General features: G+C 40.8%; 20 protein-coding genes, 1 tRNA gene and 1 riboswitch. Of the genes, 14 read left to right on the top strand and 7 right to left on the bottom strand.

Annotated elements, in window-relative coordinates:
• The first annotated feature begins 278 nt into the window (after positions 1 to 278).
• Positions 279 to 373, top strand: a riboswitch (TPP riboswitch).
• Positions 374 to 416: 43 nt separating this feature from the next.
• Genes thiB through thiQ form a run of 3 tightly spaced genes read left to right on the top strand, consistent with a single transcriptional unit; the run spans position 417 to position 3,734 of the window.
• On the top strand, positions 417 to 1,415 hold the full coding sequence (gene thiB, locus ACJAZP_RS18010) for a thiamine ABC transporter substrate binding subunit (protein ID WP_415232132.1): 999 nt from the start codon (positions 417 to 419) through the stop codon (positions 1,413 to 1,415).
• A gap of 13 nt (positions 1,416 to 1,428) precedes the next feature.
• Positions 1,429 to 3,024: a thiamine/thiamine pyrophosphate ABC transporter permease ThiP gene (gene thiP / locus ACJAZP_RS18015; RefSeq protein WP_415232133.1), complete on the top strand. Its 1,596-nt coding sequence runs from the start codon at positions 1,429 to 1,431 to the stop codon at positions 3,022 to 3,024.
• Between the two features lie 2 nt (positions 3,025 to 3,026).
• Positions 3,027 to 3,734 (top strand): thiamine ABC transporter ATP-binding protein, encoded by a 708-nt coding sequence (thiQ, locus tag ACJAZP_RS18020; RefSeq protein WP_415232134.1) that lies wholly within the window; start codon positions 3,027 to 3,029, stop codon positions 3,732 to 3,734.
• A 222-nt stretch (positions 3,735 to 3,956) separates the two neighbouring features.
• On the opposite strand, the gene crp is transcribed toward thiQ, so the two are convergent.
• Together crp and ACJAZP_RS18030 are read right to left on the bottom strand one after the other, a co-directional pair.
• Positions 3,957 to 4,595, bottom strand: a complete 639-nt coding sequence (gene crp, locus ACJAZP_RS18025; RefSeq protein ID WP_415232135.1) for a cAMP-activated global transcriptional regulator CRP — start codon at positions 4,593 to 4,595, stop codon at positions 3,957 to 3,959.
• 267 nt (positions 4,596 to 4,862) lie between these two features.
• Positions 4,863 to 5,093: a YheU family protein gene (locus tag ACJAZP_RS18030; protein WP_415232136.1), complete on the bottom strand. Its 231-nt coding sequence runs from the start codon at positions 5,091 to 5,093 to the stop codon at positions 4,863 to 4,865.
• A 204-nt stretch (positions 5,094 to 5,297) separates the two neighbouring features.
• Here ACJAZP_RS18030 and can point away from each other — a divergent pair, with 204 nt between their 5' ends.
• The 3 genes from can (at position 5,298) to ACJAZP_RS18045 (ending at position 8,097) form a co-directional block, all read left to right on the top strand.
• Complete coding sequence (gene can / locus ACJAZP_RS18035) at positions 5,298 to 5,927, top strand: carbonate dehydratase (protein ID WP_415232137.1); 630 nt, start codon at positions 5,298 to 5,300, stop codon at positions 5,925 to 5,927.
• Positions 5,928 to 6,006: 79 nt separating this feature from the next.
• A complete protein-coding gene (locus ACJAZP_RS18040) occupies positions 6,007 to 6,312 on the top strand; it encodes a c-type cytochrome (protein WP_415232138.1) in 306 nt (101 codons plus the stop codon).
• Positions 6,313 to 6,582: 270 nt separating this feature from the next.
• Positions 6,583 to 8,097 carry a YifB family Mg chelatase-like AAA ATPase gene (locus ACJAZP_RS18045; protein ID WP_415232139.1) on the top strand — a complete coding sequence of 505 codons (1,515 nt, stop codon included), beginning with the start codon at positions 6,583 to 6,585 and terminating at the stop codon, positions 8,095 to 8,097.
• Between the two features lie 63 nt (positions 8,098 to 8,160).
• Here the strand turns inward: ACJAZP_RS18045 and ACJAZP_RS18050 are convergent, their stop codons facing one another.
• Genes ACJAZP_RS18050 through pepA form a run of 3 tightly spaced genes read right to left on the bottom strand, consistent with a single transcriptional unit; the run spans position 8,161 to position 13,035 of the window.
• Positions 8,161 to 11,019: a valine--tRNA ligase gene (locus ACJAZP_RS18050; protein ID WP_415232140.1), complete on the bottom strand. Its 2,859-nt coding sequence runs from the start codon at positions 11,017 to 11,019 to the stop codon at positions 8,161 to 8,163.
• Positions 11,020 to 11,023: 4 nt separating this feature from the next.
• On the bottom strand, positions 11,024 to 11,506 hold the full coding sequence (locus ACJAZP_RS18055) for a DNA polymerase III subunit chi (protein WP_415232141.1): 483 nt from the start codon (positions 11,504 to 11,506) through the stop codon (positions 11,024 to 11,026).
• A 14-nt stretch (positions 11,507 to 11,520) separates the two neighbouring features.
• Positions 11,521 to 13,035 carry a leucyl aminopeptidase gene (gene pepA / locus ACJAZP_RS18060; RefSeq protein WP_415232142.1) on the bottom strand — a complete coding sequence of 505 codons (1,515 nt, stop codon included), beginning with the start codon at positions 13,033 to 13,035 and terminating at the stop codon, positions 11,521 to 11,523.
• Positions 13,036 to 13,319: 284 nt separating this feature from the next.
• Between pepA and lptF the strand changes: the two genes are divergently transcribed.
• Both lptF and lptG read left to right on the top strand, forming a co-directional pair.
• Entirely contained in the window at positions 13,320 to 14,423 is a 1,104-nt protein-coding gene (gene lptF, locus ACJAZP_RS18065; RefSeq protein WP_415232143.1) for an LPS export ABC transporter permease LptF, read from the top strand.
• A 31-nt stretch (positions 14,424 to 14,454) separates the two neighbouring features.
• A complete protein-coding gene (lptG, locus tag ACJAZP_RS18070; protein ID WP_415232144.1) occupies positions 14,455 to 15,519 on the top strand; it encodes an LPS export ABC transporter permease LptG in 1,065 nt (354 codons plus the stop codon).
• Positions 15,520 to 15,602: 83 nt separating this feature from the next.
• Here the strand turns inward: lptG and ACJAZP_RS18075 are convergent, their stop codons facing one another.
• Positions 15,603 to 16,157, bottom strand: coding sequence for an RDD family protein (locus ACJAZP_RS18075; RefSeq protein WP_415232145.1), 555 nt, complete (start codon positions 16,155 to 16,157; stop codon positions 15,603 to 15,605).
• Between the two features lie 237 nt (positions 16,158 to 16,394).
• Between ACJAZP_RS18075 and ACJAZP_RS18080 the strand changes: the two genes are divergently transcribed.
• The 3 genes from ACJAZP_RS18080 to ACJAZP_RS18090 all read left to right on the top strand — a co-directional run bounded on the left by ACJAZP_RS18080 (position 16,395) and on the right by ACJAZP_RS18090 (position 18,398).
• A tRNA-Leu gene (locus ACJAZP_RS18080) sits at positions 16,395 to 16,479 on the top strand.
• A 109-nt stretch (positions 16,480 to 16,588) separates the two neighbouring features.
• A complete protein-coding gene (locus ACJAZP_RS18085) occupies positions 16,589 to 17,602 on the top strand; it encodes a tyrosine-type recombinase/integrase (protein WP_415232146.1) in 1,014 nt (337 codons plus the stop codon).
• On the top strand, positions 17,595 to 18,398 hold the full coding sequence (locus ACJAZP_RS18090; RefSeq protein WP_415232147.1) for a hypothetical protein: 804 nt from the start codon (positions 17,595 to 17,597) through the stop codon (positions 18,396 to 18,398). The genes ACJAZP_RS18085 and ACJAZP_RS18090 overlap by 8 nt, the downstream gene beginning before the upstream one ends.
• A gap of 239 nt (positions 18,399 to 18,637) precedes the next feature.
• Here ACJAZP_RS18090 and ACJAZP_RS18095 read toward each other — a convergent pair whose 3' ends face one another.
• Complete coding sequence (locus tag ACJAZP_RS18095) at positions 18,638 to 18,778, bottom strand: transposase (RefSeq protein ID WP_415232148.1); 141 nt, start codon at positions 18,776 to 18,778, stop codon at positions 18,638 to 18,640.
• A gap of 329 nt (positions 18,779 to 19,107) precedes the next feature.
• Between ACJAZP_RS18095 and ACJAZP_RS18100 the strand changes: the two genes are divergently transcribed.
• The 3 genes from ACJAZP_RS18100 (at position 19,108) to ACJAZP_RS18110 (ending at position 21,546) form a co-directional block, all read left to right on the top strand.
• Positions 19,108 to 19,362 (top strand): hypothetical protein, encoded by a 255-nt coding sequence (locus ACJAZP_RS18100; RefSeq protein WP_415232149.1) that lies wholly within the window; start codon positions 19,108 to 19,110, stop codon positions 19,360 to 19,362.
• Between the two features lies 1 nt (position 19,363).
• Positions 19,364 to 20,143 carry a Bro-N domain-containing protein gene (locus ACJAZP_RS18105; RefSeq protein WP_415232150.1) on the top strand — a complete coding sequence of 260 codons (780 nt, stop codon included), beginning with the start codon at positions 19,364 to 19,366 and terminating at the stop codon, positions 20,141 to 20,143.
• A gap of 377 nt (positions 20,144 to 20,520) precedes the next feature.
• A complete protein-coding gene (locus ACJAZP_RS18110; protein WP_415232151.1) occupies positions 20,521 to 21,546 on the top strand; it encodes a hypothetical protein in 1,026 nt (341 codons plus the stop codon).
• Positions 21,547 to 21,704 lie beyond the last annotated feature (158 nt).

Genomic DNA, 21,704 nt, shown 5'->3' on the forward strand with positions numbered 1-21,704 from the left:
GTGAAACGCAGCTGCGCCGATGGTAGTGTGGGGTCTCCCCATGTGAGAGTAGGTCATTGCTAGACTCCTAATAAACGAATAATCCCTGTTGACTACGTCAGCAGGGATTTTTTCGTTTAAGCGCTTGCCACTATGACTAACTCGAACATATGAAAATGTTAACCATATGCAGCTAGTATTACCTTTCAGAAGTTGCTTTTGGCAAATTATCTGAACTGCTATTCGGTTAAAAAAATAAAGCTTTAGGTGCCTCAGTTTGTTTTTTGGGTATACAATGGCCTTTCCCAACGGGGTGCTTTTAAAAAGGCTGAGAAACTAAACCCGTATACCTGAACCAGATAATGCTGGCGTAGGAATTGAGCTTATCAGTGTACTTTTTATGATCTGCGTGTCAATTCTATGCTTTCAAACTAAAAATGGAGTGCATAGTGAAAAAAATCCTTTCTTTAATAACCCTTTCTCTCATTGTTTCAATGCCTGTATCGGCTGATACACTGGTCGTTTACACCTATGATTCCTTTGCTTCGGATTGGGGACCGGGTCCTAAAGTTAAACAAGCATTTGAAAAACACTGTGCCTGCAATTTGGAATTTGTTGCATTGGACGATGGTGTTTCAATTTTGAATCGATTGCGTCTGGAAGGCAAAAACACTAAAGCAGATGTGTTGCTGGGCCTCGATAATAATCTGATGACTGAAGCAAAAAAGACCGGATTACTAGCAAAGCACAAGGTTGATACGAGTAAAGTGATTCTAGCCGATGGTTGGTCGAATGATACCTTTGTGCCCTTTGATTATGGTTATTTTTCCTTTGTTTATAATAAAGAAACCCTGTTAAATCCGCCTAAAAGCCTAAAAGAGTTAGTTGAACAACGTCAGGATATTAAGGTCATCTATCAAGATCCGCGCACCTCGACGCCAGGACTGGGCTTAATGTTATGGATGAAGTGGGTTTATGGCGATCAAGTTGCTGATGCATGGAAGCAACTGGCGCAAAAAACCGTGACAGTCACTAAAGGTTGGTCTGAAGCTTATAGTATGTTCTTAAAAGGGGAGGCTGATATGGTCCTTTCTTACTCAACCTCACCCGCTTATCATATTATTGCTGAAGGCAACAATCAGTATGCAGCAGCTGAATTTTCCGAAGGCCATTACACGCAGGTGGAGGTTGCAGCAAAAGTAAAAAGCAGCAAAAATGAAAAACTTGCAGATCAGTTTATGGCATTTATCATCAGTGACGAATTTCAATCACTGATGCCCACCGGGAATTGGATGTATCCCGTTACTGATGTCGCGCTGCCTGAAGGGTTTGACAAATTAACTATCCCCTCACAGTCTTTTTCATTCACTGCCGAAGAAGTCGACAATAATAGAAAAGCATGGGTAAGAGAGTGGCAGAGCTCTTTAATTTATTAAACAGTCGATCACTATGCCTGCAAAGCCTCATACTCTACCCGGTTTAATTATTGCCGGGTTTATCTGCGTTTTTGTTACGGCTTCTGTCTCTGCTTTGTTATTTTACTCGCCTGATTTTAACCCGGCTTTATTATGGCAAGATCCCTATTACCGGCATGTTACAAAATTTAGCTTTTATCAGGCATTGTTATCGACCATCTTAAGCGTTGGTCTGGCGATTCCTGTTGCTCATGCGCTTTCCCGTCGTCATTTTTTTGGTAAATCTTTTTTGCTGAAATTATTTGCCACCACACTGGTTTTACCGGTATTAGTGGGGGTTTTTGGTTTGTTATCTATTTATGGCAATAGTGGTTTGATAGTCCAATTATTGGCAACGATAGACCAAAAACTCCCGTTCTCTATATATGGCCTAAACGGCATACTCTTGGCGCATGTTTTTTTTAATTTACCCTTTGCAACGCGTTTACTACTGCAGTCTTTGCACTCTATACCCAGTGAACACCACCAACTATCGTCACATCTTGGTATCTGTCATTGGAATAAATTTAAATTAGTCGAATGGCCCTGCTTACGTCAGCAGTTACCGCACGTTTGTGGCTTGGTCTTTATGCTTTGCTTTACCAGTTTTGCGACTGTGATGGCATTGGGAGGAGGGCCAAAATCAACAACCATTGAACTGGCCATCTACCAGGCGATTAAGTTTGATTTTGATTTACAAGCAGGGGCACTGTTAGCACTATGGCAAATATTACTGTGTGGTAGTCTGGCAATAGGCATTCAACGTTTTTCGCGGCCCGTGCCTATTTCCAATGGTGCAGCTAAACAGGCCTTATACTTATTTAATGATAATAGGGCAGCAAAAATTTGGGATTCATTATGGATAAGTCTGGTGCTTTTTCTGGTTATTCCTCCTCTACTGATGATTGTTATCAACGGTCTTAACGCCCAATTTATCAGTGTGATCAGTTCGCCCTCATTTTGGGATGCGCTGAAAAATTCGCTGTTAGTGGCCAGTTTTGCAGCTTCTATTGCTCTCTTTGCGGGATTCTTTATGCTCCTTACCAGTCGTGCTTGGCGATTAGTTGGTGTTGATTTTAAGGCTGATAGGCTGGAATTAATTGCCACTATCATATTGGTCACACCGGGACTTGTGATCAGTACCGGTCTTTTTCTGTTGCTGAGAAATATAACCGATGTATTTAGTCTGGCTATTGTCATCGTAATCGCGGTGAATGCCCTGATGGCTTTGCCCTATGTGATTAAAACGCTTGCCCAGCCGATGTTACAAGTTGCTCAGCAATATGATCTGTTATGTGAAAGTTTAGGTATGTTTGGGTTTTCTCGTTTTTATCTGATTGAATGGCGCGCCATAAAACGGCCCATTATTCATGCTTTTTCCATTAGTTTTGTTCTGTCTATGGGGGACCTAAGTGCAATAGCACTGTTCGGCAGTCAAGATTTTAGAACCTTGCCCCTGTATCTATTACAATTATTGGGCAGTTATCAGATGGATTCCGCTGCAGTTGTCTCCCTATTTTTATTCATTTTGAGTATTGGTATTTTTAGTGCAATCGAGCAGGTTAGCAGCCAAAATAATGACTTAAGGTAAATATGATTAACTTTGAAAATGTTAAATATCACTATCGGCAGGAGGAATTCAGTTTTGATGTGAAAATTCCATCGGGCGCTATTGTCGCTGTCCTGGGAGTTAGTGGAGCAGGTAAAAGTACATTGTTAAATTTAGCCGCAGGTTTTATTCGCCCGCGCAGTGGCGATATTTTCATAGCAGAAAAAGAGGTTGTGGATGTTGAACCGCATTTACGGCCCGTGGCTATTTTATTTCAAGAAAATAACTTGTTCGCGCATTTATCCGTTGCCGATAATATTGGCTTAGGCCTGCACCCCGGTCTTAAATTAAGCAGCTTCGATCGTGAACAGGTACAGAATATTGCCAAACAAGTTGGAGTGGAGAAACTTTTATCGCGTTTTCCAGGGCAAATATCCGGAGGGCAAAAGCAGCGTGTCGCCTTGGCACGATGTTTTGTTCAAAATAAGCCACTTTTGTTACTCGATGAACCTTTTTCTGCCCTGGATCCTGTTTTGCGTGAAGAGATGTTAACTATTGTGAGAGATTTATCTGCTACAAAAAATGTAACGGTGTTAATGGTCACTCACCATATCGCCGATGCTGTCAATGTAGCGACACATTATCTCTTTGTCGATGATGGTGTTATAGACCGTATTGATACTATCTCTGCACTTACCGATAGCAATCAAAAGGACAGCGTTAAAAAGTTCCTGCAGGCCGGTTTAGCATAGTAGTGAGTATATACCCATGTTACTTCAAAACGCTTTGTCAGGCGCAAGGTCTTCGATCAGAGCAAGACGCAACATGAGGTAATGGTTATTCCCTTTTCGATTGGTGCAGCGCAGCGCTGGTTTTCGAACTTGCTGACTTTGCATCTTGAAGTATCATGGGTATCACTATTTTACTGTTAAAAAAACCGCAATTAAGCGGTTTTTTGCAAGTTATGGATGAGCTTAGCGTGTACCAAAGACCACAATTGTTTTGCCGTGAGCAGAAATAAGACCTTGTTCCTCAAGCATTTTAAGGATTCGACCCACTGTTTCACGTGAACAACCGACAATCTGACCTATCTCTTGACGAGTGATTTTGATTTGCATGCCATCGGGGTGAGTCATTGCGTCCGGCTGCTTAGCAAGATCCAGCAGTGTATTTGCAATACGACCGGTAACATCTAAAAATGCCAGGTTACCCACTTTTTGACTTGTAATCTGTAAACGATCAGCCATCTGTTTTGATAAACGCATTAAAATTTCAGGATTGACCGTGATAAGTTGATTAAATTTCTTATAAGAAATTTCAGCAACTTCGCAGGGGGTTTTTGCTTTAACAGAAGCACTGCGAATTGGATTTTCCTGCTTGTCAAATAAACCTAATTCACCAATGAAATCACCCTGATTTAAGTAAGATAAAATCATCTCTTTACCTTCTTCATCCTTGATCACAACTGCAACCGATCCTTTAACTATGAAATAAAGTGTATCGGCCTTTTCTCCAGCATGAATAAGCATGCTTTTAGCTGGATATTTATGTGTGTGACAGTGTGATAAAAACCACTCCAACGTTGGATCGGTTTGAGGTTTGGTTATTATCATAAATCTCCCTTAGTAGGTATGAATAGCTAATGCGCTATTTCTTGTTTTAGTTTATTCGCCAAAACAATAATGACAATTGTCTGCATCGAATAAGATTTTATTGTATCTCTTTTTAAGAGATGCCCATAACATTTATGCTGTTATCCTATTTCATAAATCAGATCTTTGTCAAAAAAACCAATTAATTTTATATTAATTAATTTTATATTATCGCTATAGTGAAAAGTGCTTGAATTTCATCTAACTAACCGGTTGTATTTTAATCGTTTATTGTTGCTGTTGTTGGGCCAATTGTTCCTTACGGATAAGTGTTACGCTCTCGGAAAGTTCGGAGTAGAGAATAACAATGCTGCCCCGCTTTAATAGCTCAAATACCTGCGCTGTTTTCTCGGCTAAAGTGATCTCCTGTTCTCCGTAGTCTGTTCCTTCTCTTAGTATAAAATGTTCTATTAAGTTATGTACTGTATCTGAATCTAGATCCTGATAGGGTATAAGCATAAATATTCCTCAAGTTACTTGTACTGTTTTCTCGGTTAAAGAGAGCTACTGATCGCAGTAGTCTGTTCCTTCTCGGCTCAAGTAATAGAGCAAAATGTTTGAGTTAGTTATGCACTGTATCTGAATCTAGATCCTGATAGGGTATAAGCATAAATATTCCTCAAATGATTTAAGTGTTAATGTACATTAAATGGAAGGGTATGTATGAGTTTATTAGAAGAGCTATTAAAAAATAACGAAGAATGGGCTGCAAAAATAAATGAAGAAGATCCTACTTTTTTCCCGCGGCTTGCTAATCAACAGTCTCCGGAATATTTATGGATAGGCTGTTCCGATAGCCGTGTGCCCGCCAATCAATTATTAGGGTTGTTTCCCGGGGATATATTCGTTCACCGTAATATTGCCAATCTTGTTGTACATACGGATCTAAACTGCATGTCGGTTATCAAATACGCCGTGGATGTATTAAAAGTTAAACATATTATAGTTACCGGCCACTATGATTGTGGTGGAATTAATGCCGCGATGCAAAAGCAGTCTTTTGACCTGATTGATGGTTGGTTGCGTAATATCAAGGATATCTATGTGAAATACAGCGATAGTTTCACAGCAGAAATGACCTACAAGCAACGTTTAGATTATCTCACCGAACTTAATGTCATCGAGCAGGCAAAAAATGTTTGTCATACAACCTGTGTTCAAGAAGCCTGGGCAAACGGACAAGATTTGACGGTACACGGGTTTATTTATTCCGTGGTAGATGGTCGCCTGAAAGATCTTAATGTGAATTTTGATAATTTAGAAAAGATCAATGACTTATATCATATTCGTTAAGGTCTCATTGTCTTAACCATTCTCTGCTGTTTAATAAAGAATGAGCTATAATACAGATATCTTAAAAAAGGAAATACTAATGAAAAAATTATTACTCGCATCATTATTTTTAATTGCACCAACCTTGGTGTCCGCTGCAGACTTAGAAGCGGCAAAAGCTAAATCAGCTGTTTGTGCCGCATGTCATGGCGCTGACGGTATTTCAGTCGCGGCAATTTACCCTAATTTAAAAGGGCAAAAAGAAGCTTATCTGCTGTCATCATTAAAAGCCTACAAAGCGGGACAACGAAATGGCGGAATGTCTATGCTGATGACGCCACAAGCAATGGCGCTATCCGATGATGATATGGTTAATATGGCCGCTTATTATTCCTCATTAAAATAATCATTACTGTATTTCCTTATCCTTTAAATAGGATGCTGTTTCTTTAAGCCAATTCCATCGCGAATTGGCTTTTTTTTAAGTTTATCAATTCATCAATTTGCTTTCACTTAACCTGCAAAATTTGTAGCCTCACGCGGCGTAACTGTTTTTTATCGCAGAGCGCGCAGTTATATTGTAAAACACTCTTTAATATTTAACCTTGCCTATACTGATAACAATTAATTCATTTGTTATAAATCTTTATAACTTACATTAAGGGCAATACAATATATGGCACTCGCAAGTTTATACTGCCGCGCTCTATTAGGGGTAGATGCACCTGAAGTATTAGTGGAAGTACATTTAGGCACCGGCTTGCCGAGTTTCTCCTTGGTTGGTTTGCCGGAAACATCGGTCAAAGAAGCCAAAGAAAGAGTACGCAGCGCCATTCTTAACAGTAATTTTAAATTCCCCAGCAAACGGATCACCGTTAATCTTGGACCGGCCAATTTACCTAAAGAGGGAGGGCGGTTTGATTTGGCGATCGCCCTCGGTATTTTAATCGCCTCGGAGCAAATTAGAGGAGATGATATTGGCCAGTTTGAGTGCTTTGCAGAACTCGCTTTATCCGGTGAACTGCGGCCCATTGATGGTTTAATTCCCTGTGCCTTAGCCGCCAAGGAAAAGTGTCGTCATTTAATTATTTGCCCTGAAAATCAACATGAAAGTGCGTTAACCGGGGCAACCGCTTATATTGCCCGCAATCTCATCGCAGTCTGTGCGTTTTTACAAAAACAGCAAAGCTTACCCGAAGCACAGGCAGCCCCTAAAACCCCAGCAAAAAATTTGCTGGATATGCGCGATGTATTAGGGCAGGAACAAGCAAAAAGAGTCCTCGAAATAGCCGCCGTCGGCGGACATAATCTGCTTTTAGTTGGTCCTCCGGGAACTGGAAAAAGCATGCTGGCCGAACGTTTTATGACTCTATTACCAAGATTAACAGAAAAGCAGGCGCTGCAAACCGCTGCTATTTATTCGGTCTGCGGCAAGCAACGCGATGATTGGTTCCTGCCGCCCTACCGATCCCCTCATCATAGTGCTTCTGCTGTTGCATTGGTTGGAGGAGGTGGGAAACCTAAGCCGGGTGAAATATCACTTTCTCATCGTGGTGTTTTATTTCTCGATGAACTTGCGGAATTTCCGCGCTCAGTCTTGGACAGTTTACGTCAGCCTCTTGAAAGCCATAAAGTCACTATTTCCAGAGCGGCCAATCAAGTTACTTTTCCTGCACATTTTCAATTGATCGGCGCGATGAATCCAAGTCCCTGCGGGCATATTAGTGGAGATTTAAGACGCAGTACGCCGGATCAGATTTTACGTTATTTAGGGCGCTTATCGGGTCCGTTCTTAGACAGGTTTGCACTTTCTATTATGGTGCCCCTATTACCTCAAGGCACTTTGGCAGCGTCGCAGGTCGGGCATGTGCTTAAAGGGGAAAGCAGTGAGCAAATCAAAAGTCGAGTATTACAGGCAAGAGAAAAACAGCTGCAAAGGCAGGGTAAATTAAATCATGCATTATCAACTCAGGAGATAGCTTCCTATTGTCAGTTGAGTATTGAAGATGCACAGTTTCTTGAGCAGGCGATTAATAAAATGGGATTATCGATTCGTGCCTGGCATAGCCTGTTAAAAGTCGCACGGAGTATTGCTGATTTGGCTGAAAGCGAAAAGGTCGAGCGTCATCATCTGAGTGAATCCCTTGCGTATCGTGCTATGGATAGGCTATTAAAAAATATATCATCATAAAAAAATGCAAAAAAAAGGATCGTTTTATAACAAAACGATCCTTTTTAACGAAACTCGGTAAATTTATAGCGCTTTAATCGTTTCGATCTGTGCGTTTAACTTATCACAAGTTGTTTGCAGCTCGGTTTGCTTTGCACGCTCTTTACCAATAACGGCTTCAGGCGCATTAGCAACAAATTTTTCATTACCGAGTTTGAATGATATTTTTGCTAACTCTTTGCCGGCTTTCTCAAGTTGCTTATGCAAACGAGCGAGTTCAGCTTCGGTATCAATTAAACCTGCCATTGGAATTAATAATTCCAACTCACCAATCAGTGCAGTTGCAGAAACAGGTGTTTCTTGGCCTTCCTGAATAATTGTCACGCTTTCGAGTTTAGCAAGAGCCGCTAAGAACGCTTCATTTTCAGCAAAACGGCGTTGATCTATTGCAGATGAGTTTTTGATCAGTAAGTTAAGTGGTGTTTTCGGACTGATATCCATTTCACCACGAATATTACGTACCGCAACAATGACCTTTTTAACCCACTCAAGATCTTCGACCGCTTGTTGATCCACTAAGCTTGCATCATATTCTGGGTAAGCCTCCAACATAATGGTTTCACCGCCTTGTCCGGTTACCACTTTTACACGCTGCCAAATCTCTTCGGTCATAAACGGCAGCATTGGATGCGCAACGCGCAGTAGTGTTTCAAGTACAGTAATCAGAGTAAAACGCGTACCACGTTGTTGTGTTTCACTGCCTTTGAACAAGATTGGTTTAGTTAACTCCAAGTACCAACCACAGAATTGACTCCAGATAAACTCGTATAATATATTAGCGGCGATATCAAAGCGGAAAGTATCCAGCGCCTGGCGGAACTCTTTAATGGTGGTTTGCAGTTGTCCCTGAATCCAACGATCCGCTAAACTAAATTCCATCTCAGTATTACTCGAGAAGCCACAATCATGTTCTTCGGTGCTCATTAATACATAACGGCTGGCATTCCATAACTTGTTGCAGAAGTTACGGTAACCTTCTAAACGCGTCATATCCCAGTTGATATCTCGGCCTGTCGTCGCCATCGCTGCAAGAGTAAAACGCAGTGCATCCGTGCCGTGTGCTTCAATACCATTGGCGAATGTTGTACGCGTATCTTTTTCAATTTTAGCCGCGAGCTGTGGCTGCATCATATTACCGCAGCGTTTAGCAACTAAACTTTCTAAATCAATACCGTCGATCATATCTAGTGGATCAAGCACATTACCTTTAGATTTTGACATTTTATCGCCATGCTCATCACGGATAAGGCCGGTAAAATAAACCTTTTTGAACGGTACTTGTGGTTTGCCGTTTTCATCCTTCATAAAATGCATGGTCATCATGATCATTCGGGCAACCCAGAAGAATATGATATCAAAACCAGTTACTAGAACATCAGTCGAATGGAATGTTTTAAGATCTAGCGTTTTTTCTGGCCAGCCTAAGGTTGAAAATGTCCACAAACCCGATGAGAACCAGGTATCTAATACATCATCATCCTGGCGAAGAGCAACATCGTCGCCTAAATCATGTTTACTGCGTACTTCCGCTTCATCATGACCAACATAAATTTTACCCGCATCGTCGTACCAAGCTGGAATACGATGTCCCCACCAAAGCTGACGTGAAACACACCAATCCTGGACATCGTTCATCCAAGAGTTATACATGTTTTTATACTGTTTTGGCACAAATTCGATATCGCCATTATTAACTGCTTCATTGGCAACTTTAGCGAGTGGTGCGACGCGCACATACCATTGGTCAGTCAGCATTGGTTCGATAACCACACCACCACGATCGCCGTAAGGCACGGTTAAATCATGTGGCTTGATCTCATCTAATAAACCTAACTCATCAAGCGAACTGACAACCAGTTTTCGCGCATCCTCGCGTGTTAACCCTTGGAACTGGCTTGGAAGCTCGCTGGCATAATCATTACTTTTTTCACCATTACTATTAAAGACTTCGGATTCGCTGCGAATACAGGCATCAAAAGTTAATACGTTGATCATTGGTAATTTATTGCGTTTACCAACTTCATAATCGTTAAAATCATGGGCTGGAGTGATTTTTACACAGCCGGTGCCTTTTTCCATATCGGCATGCTGATCAGCAATGATCGGAATACGACGATTAACAAAAGGCAAAAGGATCTCTTTACCGACAAGATCTTTATAACGCGGATCTTCAGGGTTTACGGCTACCGCAGTATCACCTAATAGAGTTTCAGGACGAGTTGTTGCAATAACCAGATAGTTTTTACCGTCAGCTGTTTGCACTCCATCGGCCAGCGGGTAGCGGAAATGCCACATAAAACCTTTAACATCTTTGTTTTCAACTTCTAAGTCTGAAATTGCAGTGTGCAGTTTAGGATCCCAGTTAACCAGACGTTTACCGCGGTAGATAAGTTCATCGTTATAGAGATCCACAAATGTCTTTTTAACCGCTTCAGAAAGCCCATCATCCATAGTGAAACGTTCACGATCCCAATCAACTGAAGTGCCTAATCGGCGCATTTGCTGGGAAATATTGCTACCAGATTCCGCTTTCCAATCCCAGATTTTCTCAATAAAAGTTTCACGACCGAGTTCTTTACGTGTTTGTCCTGTTTCTGCAAATAGCTTGCGCTCTACAACCATCTGTGTGGCAATTCCGGCATGATCGGTTCCCATCTGCCATAGGGTGTTTTTCCCCTGCATACGCTGGTAACGAACCAGGGTATCCATGATGGTATCCTGGAATGCATGACCCATATGTAAGTTACCCGTTACATTAGGAGGCGGGATCATAATGCAGTAGCTTTCTTTGCTGGTATCACCATGCGGTTTGAAATAACCTTTTTCTTCCCAATTTTGGTAGTTTTTTTGTTCAATTGCGCTTGGGTTGTATATCTTTTCCATCGGGTTAATCTTCTGTTTTGTTGGTTGACTCAGTGGCTGAACTATCTTCAACGGTTTGAGTAGAAAGCGTCACGCCCATTTTTTTATAGGCACTGTAACGTATTCGTGCTGCAATTTTTTCGGCTTCCGGATATGGAACAAAATCAATTATTTGTTGAAACTTGATTGCAAAATCAGGCGCTTTTTCACTTAAATTAATTAAAACCGGACGAGGGTGTAGCGGTGCTCGCCAGCTGATTTCAACGGGCGTACCAAATTTTGGCCCTTCACCTAACAGGTTGTGCGGTACAAAACTGTCACCATCAAACTGCCATAAATACTCATCCACCGCGAATGCATCCTGTTGCGAATCGGTATAGATGAAAACCTTTTTATTTTGTCCATAAAAAAACGCCGCTATGGTGCAGGCGTGAGCAAAATGAGCACTTAATGCCAAGCTGCTTGATTTTTCTTCTGTGGCAAAAACGTAAAAAACAACCTGGCTCATTATCTTAGTTTCACTTAGCTATTTGCAGCTGTTGTTTCATTTTCACTTCGGTTTATTAAAAACTGCGTTAATAAAGAAACCGGTCTGCCCGTTGAACCTTTGTTTGCTCCAGATCTCCAAGCTGTACCGGCAACATCTAAATGTGCCCAGTTATAACTTTTTGTAAAGCGCGAAAGGAAACAAGCAGCAGTAATCGTGCCAGCGGGGCGACCGCCGATATTGGCCATGTCTGCAAATGGACTTTCCAGCTGTTTCTGATATTCATCGTCCATCGGCAGTTGCCATGCTTTATCACTCGATTGATTTGATGCATGCAGCAACTCATTTGCCAGCCCCTTATGCGGTGTCATTAAACCGCTGATATGATGACCTAACGCCATTATACAAGCGCCCGTTAAGGTCGCTATATCAACCACACAATCGGGTTCAAAACGTTCCACATAGGTTAACACATCACACAACACTAAACGTCCTTCAGCATCGGTGTTTAATACCTCTACCGTTTGTCCTGACATGGTGGTGAGAATATCACCTGGACGGTAAGCATTACCCGCCGGCATATTTTCAGCGCCCGCTAAGATGCCGATCACATTGATTGGCAGGTTAAGTTTTGCAAGGGCCTTCATGGCACCAAAAACACTGGCTGCTCCACCCATATCATATTTCATCTCATCCATGCCTGCGCCTGGTTTTAAGGAAATACCGCCGGAATCAAAGGTCAGACCTTTACCAACCAGTACAATAGGCTTTTGATCTGCATGACCACCGTTGTAGTGCATTAAGGACATATAGGCAGGATTAGCTGAACCCTTAGCGACGGCCAAATAACTGTCCATTTTAAGCTCGGCCATCTGTTCACTATCGACAATTTCGGCAGTGATTTTGTCAAAACGTTGTCCGAGTGCGTTGGCTTGTTCGCTTAAATATAATGGAGTACAGATATTAGGTGGCATATTCGCTAAATCTTTACAGGCTTTAGCACCCGAAGCAACAGCTAAACCATGTTGCAGTGCAAGTTCTGCGCGATTTAATTCTTTACGGCTAGTGACATTAAAGGTTAATTTGCGCAGCGGACGGCGGGTATTCTCTTTGCTGGTTTTAAATTGATCGAAGTTATATAAACAATCCTGGGTTGCTTCAACAGCTTGACGTACTGCCCAGTAGATATCACGGCCTTTGATATGCAACTCAGAAAGAAAACAGATTGCTTCTAAAGCGCCGGTATCATTAAGTGTCGCAATGGTTTTTGCTATAATTTGCTTGTACTGGGTTTCGGTCAGTTCACGCTCTTTACCGCAACCGACTAATAATACGCGCTCACTTAATACATTGGGCACATTATGTAAGAATAATACCTGCCCTACTTTTCCTTCGATATCACCACGGCGTAACAGTGCAGTTAAATAACCTTCGCTAATCTCATCAAGCTGCTCACCTGCAGGAGATAAACGGCGTGGCTCAAATACACCCACAACAATACAGGCACTGCGTTGTTTTTCCGGGCTACCGCTTTTTACGAAAAATTCCATATATATCCTTGGCTCTTGGCTATGTATAATGCGATTAACTGTGCAATTCTTAAGAAAATACAGTTATTATAGGAGGAAGTAGAGCTTGAAGGCTCTTCTCAACGCATAAAAATGTAATTTTACCGTATTTACTTGCTTAATTCACTAGTTTATAGCTAAGGCCCTTGGAAGTTCTTCTTTTTCAAGGGCCTTAGCTATACATCTAACCTACTTGAAAAAGTAATTTCAGCCGTTAGCGGTTCGATTATCTCTTTCTCAGGATCATATTTACACTGGAGAACCGGGTGATACTTCTTCGTTATTTGATGCTCGAAACATTTAAAAGCCAGATCGGTATTCTGTTTGTTTTAGTGCTTATCTTTGTCAGTCAAAAATTTATAACCATTCTTGCTCTCGCTATTAATGGTGCAATCCCTGCAGATATGGTGATGACTCTGCTGTATTTAAATTTACCGCAATTGGGCACCCTGATGTTACCTATCAGTTTTTATCTTGCGGTGCTTTTTGCCCATGGCAGGTTACACAGTGACAGTGAAATGATTGCCATGACCTCGTGCGGATATAGCCCTAATAATGTCTTAAAAGCGACCCTGTTATTATCATTTTTAACCTTCGCTTTTGCCGCCTATAACAGTTTATATATCGCGCCGCTTTCTGAAGATAAAATGGTTAGCGTTATCGAAGACGCACAAGCAAATACCAGTTCGGCGGCACTTATTGAGGGACGTTTTCATAAAACCTCAGATAACGGCAGTGTGGTTTACGTTGAGAAATCAGGTAACAAAATCTTAGAAAAAATCTTTGCGGCGCATTGGCCAGAAGATGGTAAACAGGCTCCGTCTGTATTGACCGCAGCCGAGGGACATCTGGATGCCAAACAAGATGGTACCTGGCTGACCTTAACGGACGGTCAGCGTTATGCCGGCATTGTTGGTCAACATGAGTTTGAAAAGAGTGAGTTCGCGACCTACCAGGTGCATATCGCTAATAGAGAAGTACAAAAGAAGGCGCGTGGCGTTGAGGCATTACCAACAACGGCACTGTTTGCTTCGGACAATCTTAAATATCAGGCAGAGCTGCAGTGGCGAATAGCCATTCCGGTCTCAATATTATTGATGACATTTATGGCTGTTCCATTGGCAAAAGTGAATCCGAGACAGGGACGTTATTCAAAGCTATTACCTGCCCTGGCGTTATATTTAACCTTTTTCTTGCTGCTCAGCACGTCTAAAAGTTTGATTGAAGAGGGGACGCTGCCTGTTATCAGTATCTGGATTGTACAAATCAGCTTTTTGCTGTTGGGCATAATGCTGCATCTGCAAAGTTTAGGAAAATTTACCAAAGTTACTAAAGTTACTAAAGTTACTAAAGTTACCTTACAGCGGTAATGGTTAAGCTATTTAAAACGGAATTATTATTATGGGTATTTTAGATCGCTACATCGGTAAAACGATATTTGCAGCCACTTTTTTGAGCCTCTTTGTATTGATAGGCTTGAGCTGTATCATTAAATTTGTTGAGCAGATGAAAGGCATTGGCGTGGGCACCTACGATGCCTGGCATGCGGCCTATTTTGTTATTCTTAAAATTCCTGTGGAATTATCTGTTTTTTTCCCGATGGCAGCCTTAATTGGTGCCTTGATTGGTTTAGGGAGTTTAGCGGGAAGCAGTGAACTGGTTGTTATGCAGGCCGCCGGAATATCAAAATTACAGATCGCAGGCGCAGTACTCAAAACGGCCATTCCGATGGTGATCGCGGTGATGGTATTGAATGAATTTGTTGCCCCGCAAACTGATAAAGAAGCCTACTCCATGCGTTATCTGGCAAAAAAAGGAGAGGAACAAGTCAGTAATCAATACGGGGTTTGGGTGAAAGATGCGGATTCATTCATCAGTATTGAACGGATGAACAGTGATAATGAACTATTCCATGTGCAGCTGTACTTTTTTGATAAAAATTTAAAACTTGATCATGCGATCCTGGCGCGTAAAGCCGCATTTAAGGATGGGAATTGGCTCTTTGAAGATGTCAGTCAAACTGATTTTATGGGAGACAGTACAGAGGTTAAAAAAATCGGCAATTATGTTTGGCAGACTAAGCTGACACCGAAAAAATTAGAAGTCATTCTGGGTGAACCGGATAAAATGTCGATGCGTGATATTTATAACTATATCGTCTACCTTGAAAATAATGAGCAAGATGCAAAGCGTTTCTGGCTGATATTTTGGCGTAAAGCTGTCCTGCCATTTACCATTGTGGTGATGATGTTACTGTCGGTTTCTTTTATATTTGGTGGCCTACGCACGGTAACAATGGGTACGCGGTTGATTTTTGGTATCGCTGCCGGTTTTACTTTTTATGTTTCCGGGGAGTTATTTGGTCCCTTCAGTCTGGTCTTTAACCTGCCACCCATACTGGGCGCATTATTACCCAGTCTATTGGTGTTATCTCTTGCCATCTACCTGCTTAGGCGGCAAAGCTAAACAAGAAACAAAAATGCCGCGTTTTTATTATTAATAAAACACGGCATTTTTTTTAGCAGACTAAAAGAGCTGTGAATGACTTTTTATTTTTTATCCTGATCCATAAATGCCATGCCCTTAAATCCTTTCCAATGGCTTAACTCTTTTGTTAGTACAACCATCTCACATTCCGCCCACTGGTCTTGAAAGGCACTCTTCTTTCCAAAAAAAACCAAAAAATTACCTAAGCCAAAGGCTGAGGTTGCCATACGAATTAATGATTGGGTAAAGGAAATATTGCTACCATCGCTGTTTTGAAGACGTAATCGCCACGCTTTCATACCGATTGTTTGACCGCCTCTCGTCCAGAAATAACTGTAAAATCCAATGACTATAAATGCCAGATATAATGCAAATATTTGACTGGTAGCGAGAAAGTCTGCAACATCTTGGTAAGCATCAAGATTTATCAAGCCAGTGCTACTGGCGATAATCACGACTATAATCGCAACTATTCCGGCTAACATTAGCACCGCAGAAACAGCAAACAGGTCGTAGATATAGGCGCCTAATCGTTTCAAAAAATTAGCACGAGGACAACTTTGATACTGTTGCTGCAGGCTTTTTGTCTGTACTTTTTTGTGGTTATGCTTTGACATAGTGATTCCTTAAGTTTACCTGCCTGCAGTGTAGCAAAAGCAAAATCAGTTGGCATTTATTTAAAAGTTATATGTGCGGTAAAAGTTCTAAAATATGAGAGAAGGAGAGGAATTTAGCGACTAATTAAAAAAGATGATGCTTTTTCAATCAGTCAGTTAGAAAACACTTGTCAGCAGAGCATCTCTAGGTATAATCCCTGCGTCTTAACAACACTCTGATTTAAAATTAAAGATTATGCCCGAGTGGTGAAATTGGTAGACGCGACGGATTCAAAATCCGTTTTCGAAAGAAGTGCCGGTTCAAGTCCGGCCTCGGGCACCATACTTTTTCCTAGTCTAGTCAACTAGTTAGAGGTATTAAAAAGAAAAATGGTTTTGTTTTCCTGATACTCGGTTACGTTTTTGGCGTAATTTGGCGTAAAGGAAAAAAAATGGCAACTCTTCAAGTCCGCAAGGGCAAAAAAAGCATTACCTATCGTGTTGAATTTATGCGAGACGGTAAGCGCATATCCAAATCATTTAAACTTAAAAAAGAGGCTCAAACATTCATGGCATTATTGCTGGTGGATAATGATCTCGCTAATAGTTTAACAAATCATATTTTAACCACATTAAACTTCTCTGATGCCGCAAAAAAACTCTTAGATCAAGATAATGGTCGAGATCCGAGTAAACACCAGCGTTTACGTTATTGGGTTTCTGTCTTTGGCAACCTAAAGGTTGGTAAAGTCACCCGGCAAGAAGTCAAAGCTGAGTTAAAGCGTTTATCTAATGATAAAGCTCCTGCCACATTAAATCGTTATAAAGCCGCTTTAGGCTCTTTATATCGTTACCTATCCGATGAATTCGATATCGATTACAACCCGGTAAAAGGGATTCGGCAATATGCAGAAAATAATGCCAGAACGCGTTTTTTAAGTGACGAAGAGCTATCGATATTATTTGCTACGGTAAAAAAATCTAAGTGGAACCAGTTGTTTCTATTGGTTTTAATGGCTATTACAACCGGGGCTAGACGTTCTGAGATGCTTACGCTAGAGTGGGATTATATTAATTTTAAAACAAAAACAGCTCACCTTCCCAACACCAAAAATGGCGAACAGCGTATTTTAACCTTAACGGGTGATGTCATTACTGAATTAATGAAATATAGATGCATAGGTGGGTATGTTTTTCCGCATCCAAATGATCCAACAATATATTTCCGTAATTTTGATATCCACTGGCAAAGTGCCTTAAGGGCAGGGGAGATCACTGATTTTAGATTCCATGACTTACGCCATACCTGTGCCAGCCTTTTAGCGATGAACGGCGCTAGTTTGCTTGAAATAGCACAAGTGCTCGGGCATAAATCAATCACCATGACGCAGCGTTACAGCCACCTTTGTATCGAACATAAAGCAAACTTAACTGAACGAGTATTCGGAGGAATAATTAATGGATGAGATATTTGTAGATAGGTTAACAAGGAATTATGACTGCGTTGATGATTTATTAGATGGCAATTGGGGGATCTATAAAGCGGCTACAACCCGGCCTAATGGGAAAAATGGTGGAGATGAAATCGTTGTAATTGAGTTAAATGAATTATCAACAAAGTTTCATGAAGCAGCCAGTGATTTTTTTATTAATAGAGTAGATGAGTGTATCGACCACATCCCAACTTATGATAATAGTCAAACTGAGTTTGCTTGGAGTCTAATTTACCGGGAGCTTGAACATCAGGGGTTACAAGGGGGGGTAGCTTCAAAATATGAATATATGGGCGGCTTGTTTTCTCTTCCGGAATTCCTATTTCTTTATGGAGGGCATAATAATTGTGCTGAAATGCAATGGCTAGCTAACTTACTGAAATCAGCTGTTAATGTAGCTTATGCGAAATATAATAATGATTATCTTTCTGCACTTAAAAATATGGAAGAGTGTGGTTATTACGAATGTCGGTTAATGACAGCGAAGCAAGCTGAAAATGTGCAAGTTGCTAATAATTCCAATACTGGGGGGGATAATGGAAGGGAGGCGAATAGTTTGGAACGTAAAAGGCGAGTCGATATTTGGGTGAACAAAGCTCAAGAATTAGCCGATGAAATCTGGAATAAAAAATTAGCGCTATCAAAGCCTGACGTTGCAAAACAGATCCGTCCAAAGCTTGTTAAATTTTTTGAAGAGCAAGGTGACTTTGTCCAAGTACCTGGAATAAAGCGAATAAGACAAAATATAATAAAACCTGTAAATAATTAGGTGCAGCTGCGGTTTTAAACGTAGTTTAATACGGTCTTCGAATGCAATCTAAAACGGTTCAGGGCCATTTGATAACCTCCAATAGGTATTATCCATTTTTTGCCATATCCATACAGCACAATAAACCATTTACATAGCGGAGTCTGCGTGTGTGGATAGGCAGTATTGAGCACTTATAGAGAGTCTTTAGGTCTTGCTTTCTCCACACCACGGTTTTGCAGTTTGGTCTGCATATTTAATCATAATTCGACATCTTCATCCTCTGATACCCCTATGCCTAATAAATCCTCATAACCACCCCTGCTTACGCCTAAAGCCAGATAAACAGCTTTGTTAATGGCACGTTTATCCTGACGGATTTTAAGTGGAATACAACCCAACCCAAATAAACCACAAGGTAACCGTACCGCTATCTAACGGATGAGACTGCCTCTCTACAGTTTGTTCAAACTCCGTGTCTGTTATATGGGAAATAAGTGTTACCGAAATATCTGCATCGTATATCTATTGAAGGTATCAACGAGTACCTGCGTGGTTATACTCTTGTTCATTTTTCAACTAATTGAATTATAAATGAGCAGTTTCACAGTTTTTATTACAGTATCGATGACAAACAGCAAAGAGTTGCCCCTGGTGGGGCACGAGGGGCAACTTAAATCAGTACTATTGGTTTTGTACCGAATGCAACCACGGTATTAGGAGCAAAACCATGACTAACACGACTAAACCAGATCAACTTGATTTACACATTACCAACCTCGAAAACTGGCGGCCGGTAAGGCAGCTAGCTAAAGAGTATCCTCAATTTACTGACACTCAATTAAAGCGCCTCTTCTGGCAACGGAACAAATATCCAGGTTTGTCGACTTGCTATAGGCAAGTTGGTAAGCGCGGATATGTTTGTTTGCCGCTTTTTGGATTATGGCTAGCTGGCCAACTGCCTGAACAAAAGAAGGATATTTAAAATGAAATTAGAAGTATTTAATCATTATGATTTCGGCTCGCTTAGGTGGCTTGAAGTTGACGGGAATCCGATGTTTGTGGCTAAAGATGTAACAGCTGCTCTTGGTTTTAAAAATAACCGGCAAGCTTTGGTCGATAATTGTAAAGGTGTCCGTGCCACGGACACCTTGAAAAACGCGGGTGGTTATCATGAAAAAATCATTCCTGAGTCAGACCTGTTCAGGTTAATCATGCGGTCCAAATTAACCAGTGCGGAAAAATTTCAAGATTGGGTGTGTGAGTATGTGTTGCCAGCGATACGCAAAAATAGTTTATTTCAGGTGAAGCCTATTAGTATGATTGAGTTACTTGAACATACCTTGGTATTAGAGAAGGATAAAGAAAGCTTAAAGGCGTTAAATGAAGCATCGCAGCGAAATATAGACCATTTCCAAGATGTTTGTAATGCAATGACGGCTCAGTTTGCTGCGGGAACAACCGCACCAGATTTCTGTAAGCAATTCAACGGGGTTAACTCCATGCAAGTGTCATCATCGCTTGTTTCACAAGGGGTATTCATTAGGATGGTTCGTGGTTACAAAGTGACAAGTTATTATCGTGATCGATATTTTAAACAAGAAATATTTTCACTTGATAATGGAAAAATTCGTTATCAACCCGTTCTTACTCAGGATGGTGTTGAGTGGTTATATGAACAATATTTGCATAATAAACTACCTATGAAAAAAACATGGAATGGGAATTTTAATCATATGATTTTCGGCAAACCGGGTGTCACATAATTAAGCTAGCTAAGCCGAAAAATTCAGGAACTAAAAATATTTAAGCTCATGCAAGGGCGAATCTCTATATGAGTTGCTATGAAAATATTAAGGATCTAAAATTTTTATAGTGAATCGACGGACAGAACAACCGTCATATGCCTACTAATAATGGGGGCTGAAGTTACTTGAGGCGTAAACGTGGTGTAATTTTTTTCAAAAAGGAATAAATATAATGGTTTTTACGGAAAAGGGGAGGTGGATGGATCGAGATGATTTATTAAATAAAAGCGTTAAAAAATAAACGTGCTTAGCAAAGCTAAGCACATCATATTAATCATTGGTAGTTTGAACTTTGGCGAGCGCTAACTACCAATCACTATAAGGATACAACATTTATGTTGAAATTTCTTTATGCACAGTCCGTTACAATGACAAATAATTTTAATTACTTAAATTGGTCTGAGTTGACTGGCTTAATTAAGAACCCTCCACAGGCATCCTCTTTTTCTTTAAAAGAGATAAAAGCCCGCTGTGCAGTTATTGCGGCTCATGATGCAACAGATAAAACTAAGCAGACGGTTATGCTGCACAATAACTTCACCTTGCTGCGCTTAGATTTAGATGACAGCCCATTTGATATCGCTGCGATCAAAGACTTATTGGACCAAGTGGATATTAAGTCATATATCGTCCATACAACTGCTAGTCACATGCAAGATGGTTGCAGCCATCGCTACCGTATCTACATAGAGTTAGTTGCGGCATTATCATTTGATATTTGGTCCTTGCTGGAAAAATATCTGTGTCATTTGTTTGCTGCTGATGATTGTGCAACTCGATCACAGCAAATTATGTATCTGCCCAGCTTATTCCCGGGTGTTATTTACGACTGCAATATCTCGGAGGGAAACGCTTTACAGGTTGATGGCTCGTTATTGCTCGATCAAGCCATGACGTTGAACGATATTTCAATGACTGATTGTGCGGCAGTTGTTGAAGTAAAAAAGAAAAAGGTATTACCGCAATACTGCGAGTCATTAATAGCAGGGCAAGTGTCTATCATTGATTTGGTTAACCAGTCCTATACATGGGATTACGTGCTTGCACAGTATGGCTATGAACAACAAGGCCGTCATTACTTGTCTCCAGAGTCAAAAAGCAAAATGGCAGGTGTGCATTTACTTGAAGGGAATGATGGGCAACTCCGCTACTACTCTCACCACGCTAGTGATCCTTGTGCGACGGGAAGGTGCCTGAACATTTTTGAGTTTATTGTTGTGCGTGAATTTAATGGAGATGCTAAGGCGGCTGTAAAATCTTTATCCAACCTTTTTCCTGAGTTCAATAAGCATAATCTAAAGCTGTATTTGAAGCATCAACAACAGCAGCAAATTCAAGTTGCGATGAGGGTGTTGTCATGAGTAAATTACCTAAACCTAATAAGCAGCCAACTGACGTGGTTTAATAGATTCACACACCCTAGTTAGGACATAATGAACTTAACTGGAGAAATAGAATGACAACACGTAAAAAATATTCAAAAGAATTTAAATTAGATGCAATCTCGCTCGTCAATGAG

The sequence above is a fragment of the Psychromonas sp. genome (assembly GCF_047632955.1).
Taxonomy (GTDB): Bacteria; Pseudomonadota; Gammaproteobacteria; order Enterobacterales; family Psychromonadaceae; genus Psychromonas.

What these genes read in the sequence shown, in the direction of transcription:
- ACJAZP_RS18030 (WP_415232136.1), bottom strand. Translation starts at nt 5,093, where the DNA reads ATGCTTATACCCTATCAGGATCTAGATTCAGATACAGTACATAACTTA.
- lptG (WP_415232144.1), top strand. Translation starts at nt 14,455, where the DNA reads ATGGGTATTTTAGATCGCTACATCGGTAAAACGATATTTGCAGCCACT.
- thiB (WP_415232132.1), top strand. Translation starts at nt 417, where the DNA reads ATGGAGTGCATAGTGAAAAAAATCCTTTCTTTAATAACCCTTTCTCTC.
- ACJAZP_RS18075 (WP_415232145.1), bottom strand. Translation starts at nt 16,157, where the DNA reads ATGTCAAAGCATAACCACAAAAAAGTACAGACAAAAAGCCTGCAGCAA.
- thiP (WP_415232133.1), top strand. Translation starts at nt 1,429, where the DNA reads ATGCCTGCAAAGCCTCATACTCTACCCGGTTTAATTATTGCCGGGTTT.
- ACJAZP_RS18085 (WP_415232146.1), top strand. Translation starts at nt 16,589, where the DNA reads ATGGCAACTCTTCAAGTCCGCAAGGGCAAAAAAAGCATTACCTATCGT.
- crp (WP_415232135.1), bottom strand. Translation starts at nt 4,595, where the DNA reads ATGATAATAACCAAACCTCAAACCGATCCAACGTTGGAGTGGTTTTTA.
- ACJAZP_RS18040 (WP_415232138.1), top strand. Translation starts at nt 6,007, where the DNA reads ATGAAAAAATTATTACTCGCATCATTATTTTTAATTGCACCAACCTTG.
- ACJAZP_RS18090 (WP_415232147.1), top strand. Translation starts at nt 17,595, where the DNA reads ATGGATGAGATATTTGTAGATAGGTTAACAAGGAATTATGACTGCGTT.
- ACJAZP_RS18055 (WP_415232141.1), bottom strand. Translation starts at nt 11,506, where the DNA reads ATGAGCCAGGTTGTTTTTTACGTTTTTGCCACAGAAGAAAAATCAAGC.
- ACJAZP_RS18050 (WP_415232140.1), bottom strand. Translation starts at nt 11,019, where the DNA reads ATGGAAAAGATATACAACCCAAGCGCAATTGAACAAAAAAACTACCAA.
- can (WP_415232137.1), top strand. Translation starts at nt 5,298, where the DNA reads ATGAGTTTATTAGAAGAGCTATTAAAAAATAACGAAGAATGGGCTGCA.
- pepA (WP_415232142.1), bottom strand. Translation starts at nt 13,035, where the DNA reads ATGGAATTTTTCGTAAAAAGCGGTAGCCCGGAAAAACAACGCAGTGCC.
- ACJAZP_RS18105 (WP_415232150.1), top strand. Translation starts at nt 19,364, where the DNA reads ATGAAATTAGAAGTATTTAATCATTATGATTTCGGCTCGCTTAGGTGG.
- thiQ (WP_415232134.1), top strand. Translation starts at nt 3,027, where the DNA reads ATGATTAACTTTGAAAATGTTAAATATCACTATCGGCAGGAGGAATTC.
- ACJAZP_RS18045 (WP_415232139.1), top strand. Translation starts at nt 6,583, where the DNA reads ATGGCACTCGCAAGTTTATACTGCCGCGCTCTATTAGGGGTAGATGCA.
- ACJAZP_RS18110 (WP_415232151.1), top strand. Translation starts at nt 20,521, where the DNA reads ATGTTGAAATTTCTTTATGCACAGTCCGTTACAATGACAAATAATTTT.
- ACJAZP_RS18100 (WP_415232149.1), top strand. Translation starts at nt 19,108, where the DNA reads ATGACTAACACGACTAAACCAGATCAACTTGATTTACACATTACCAAC.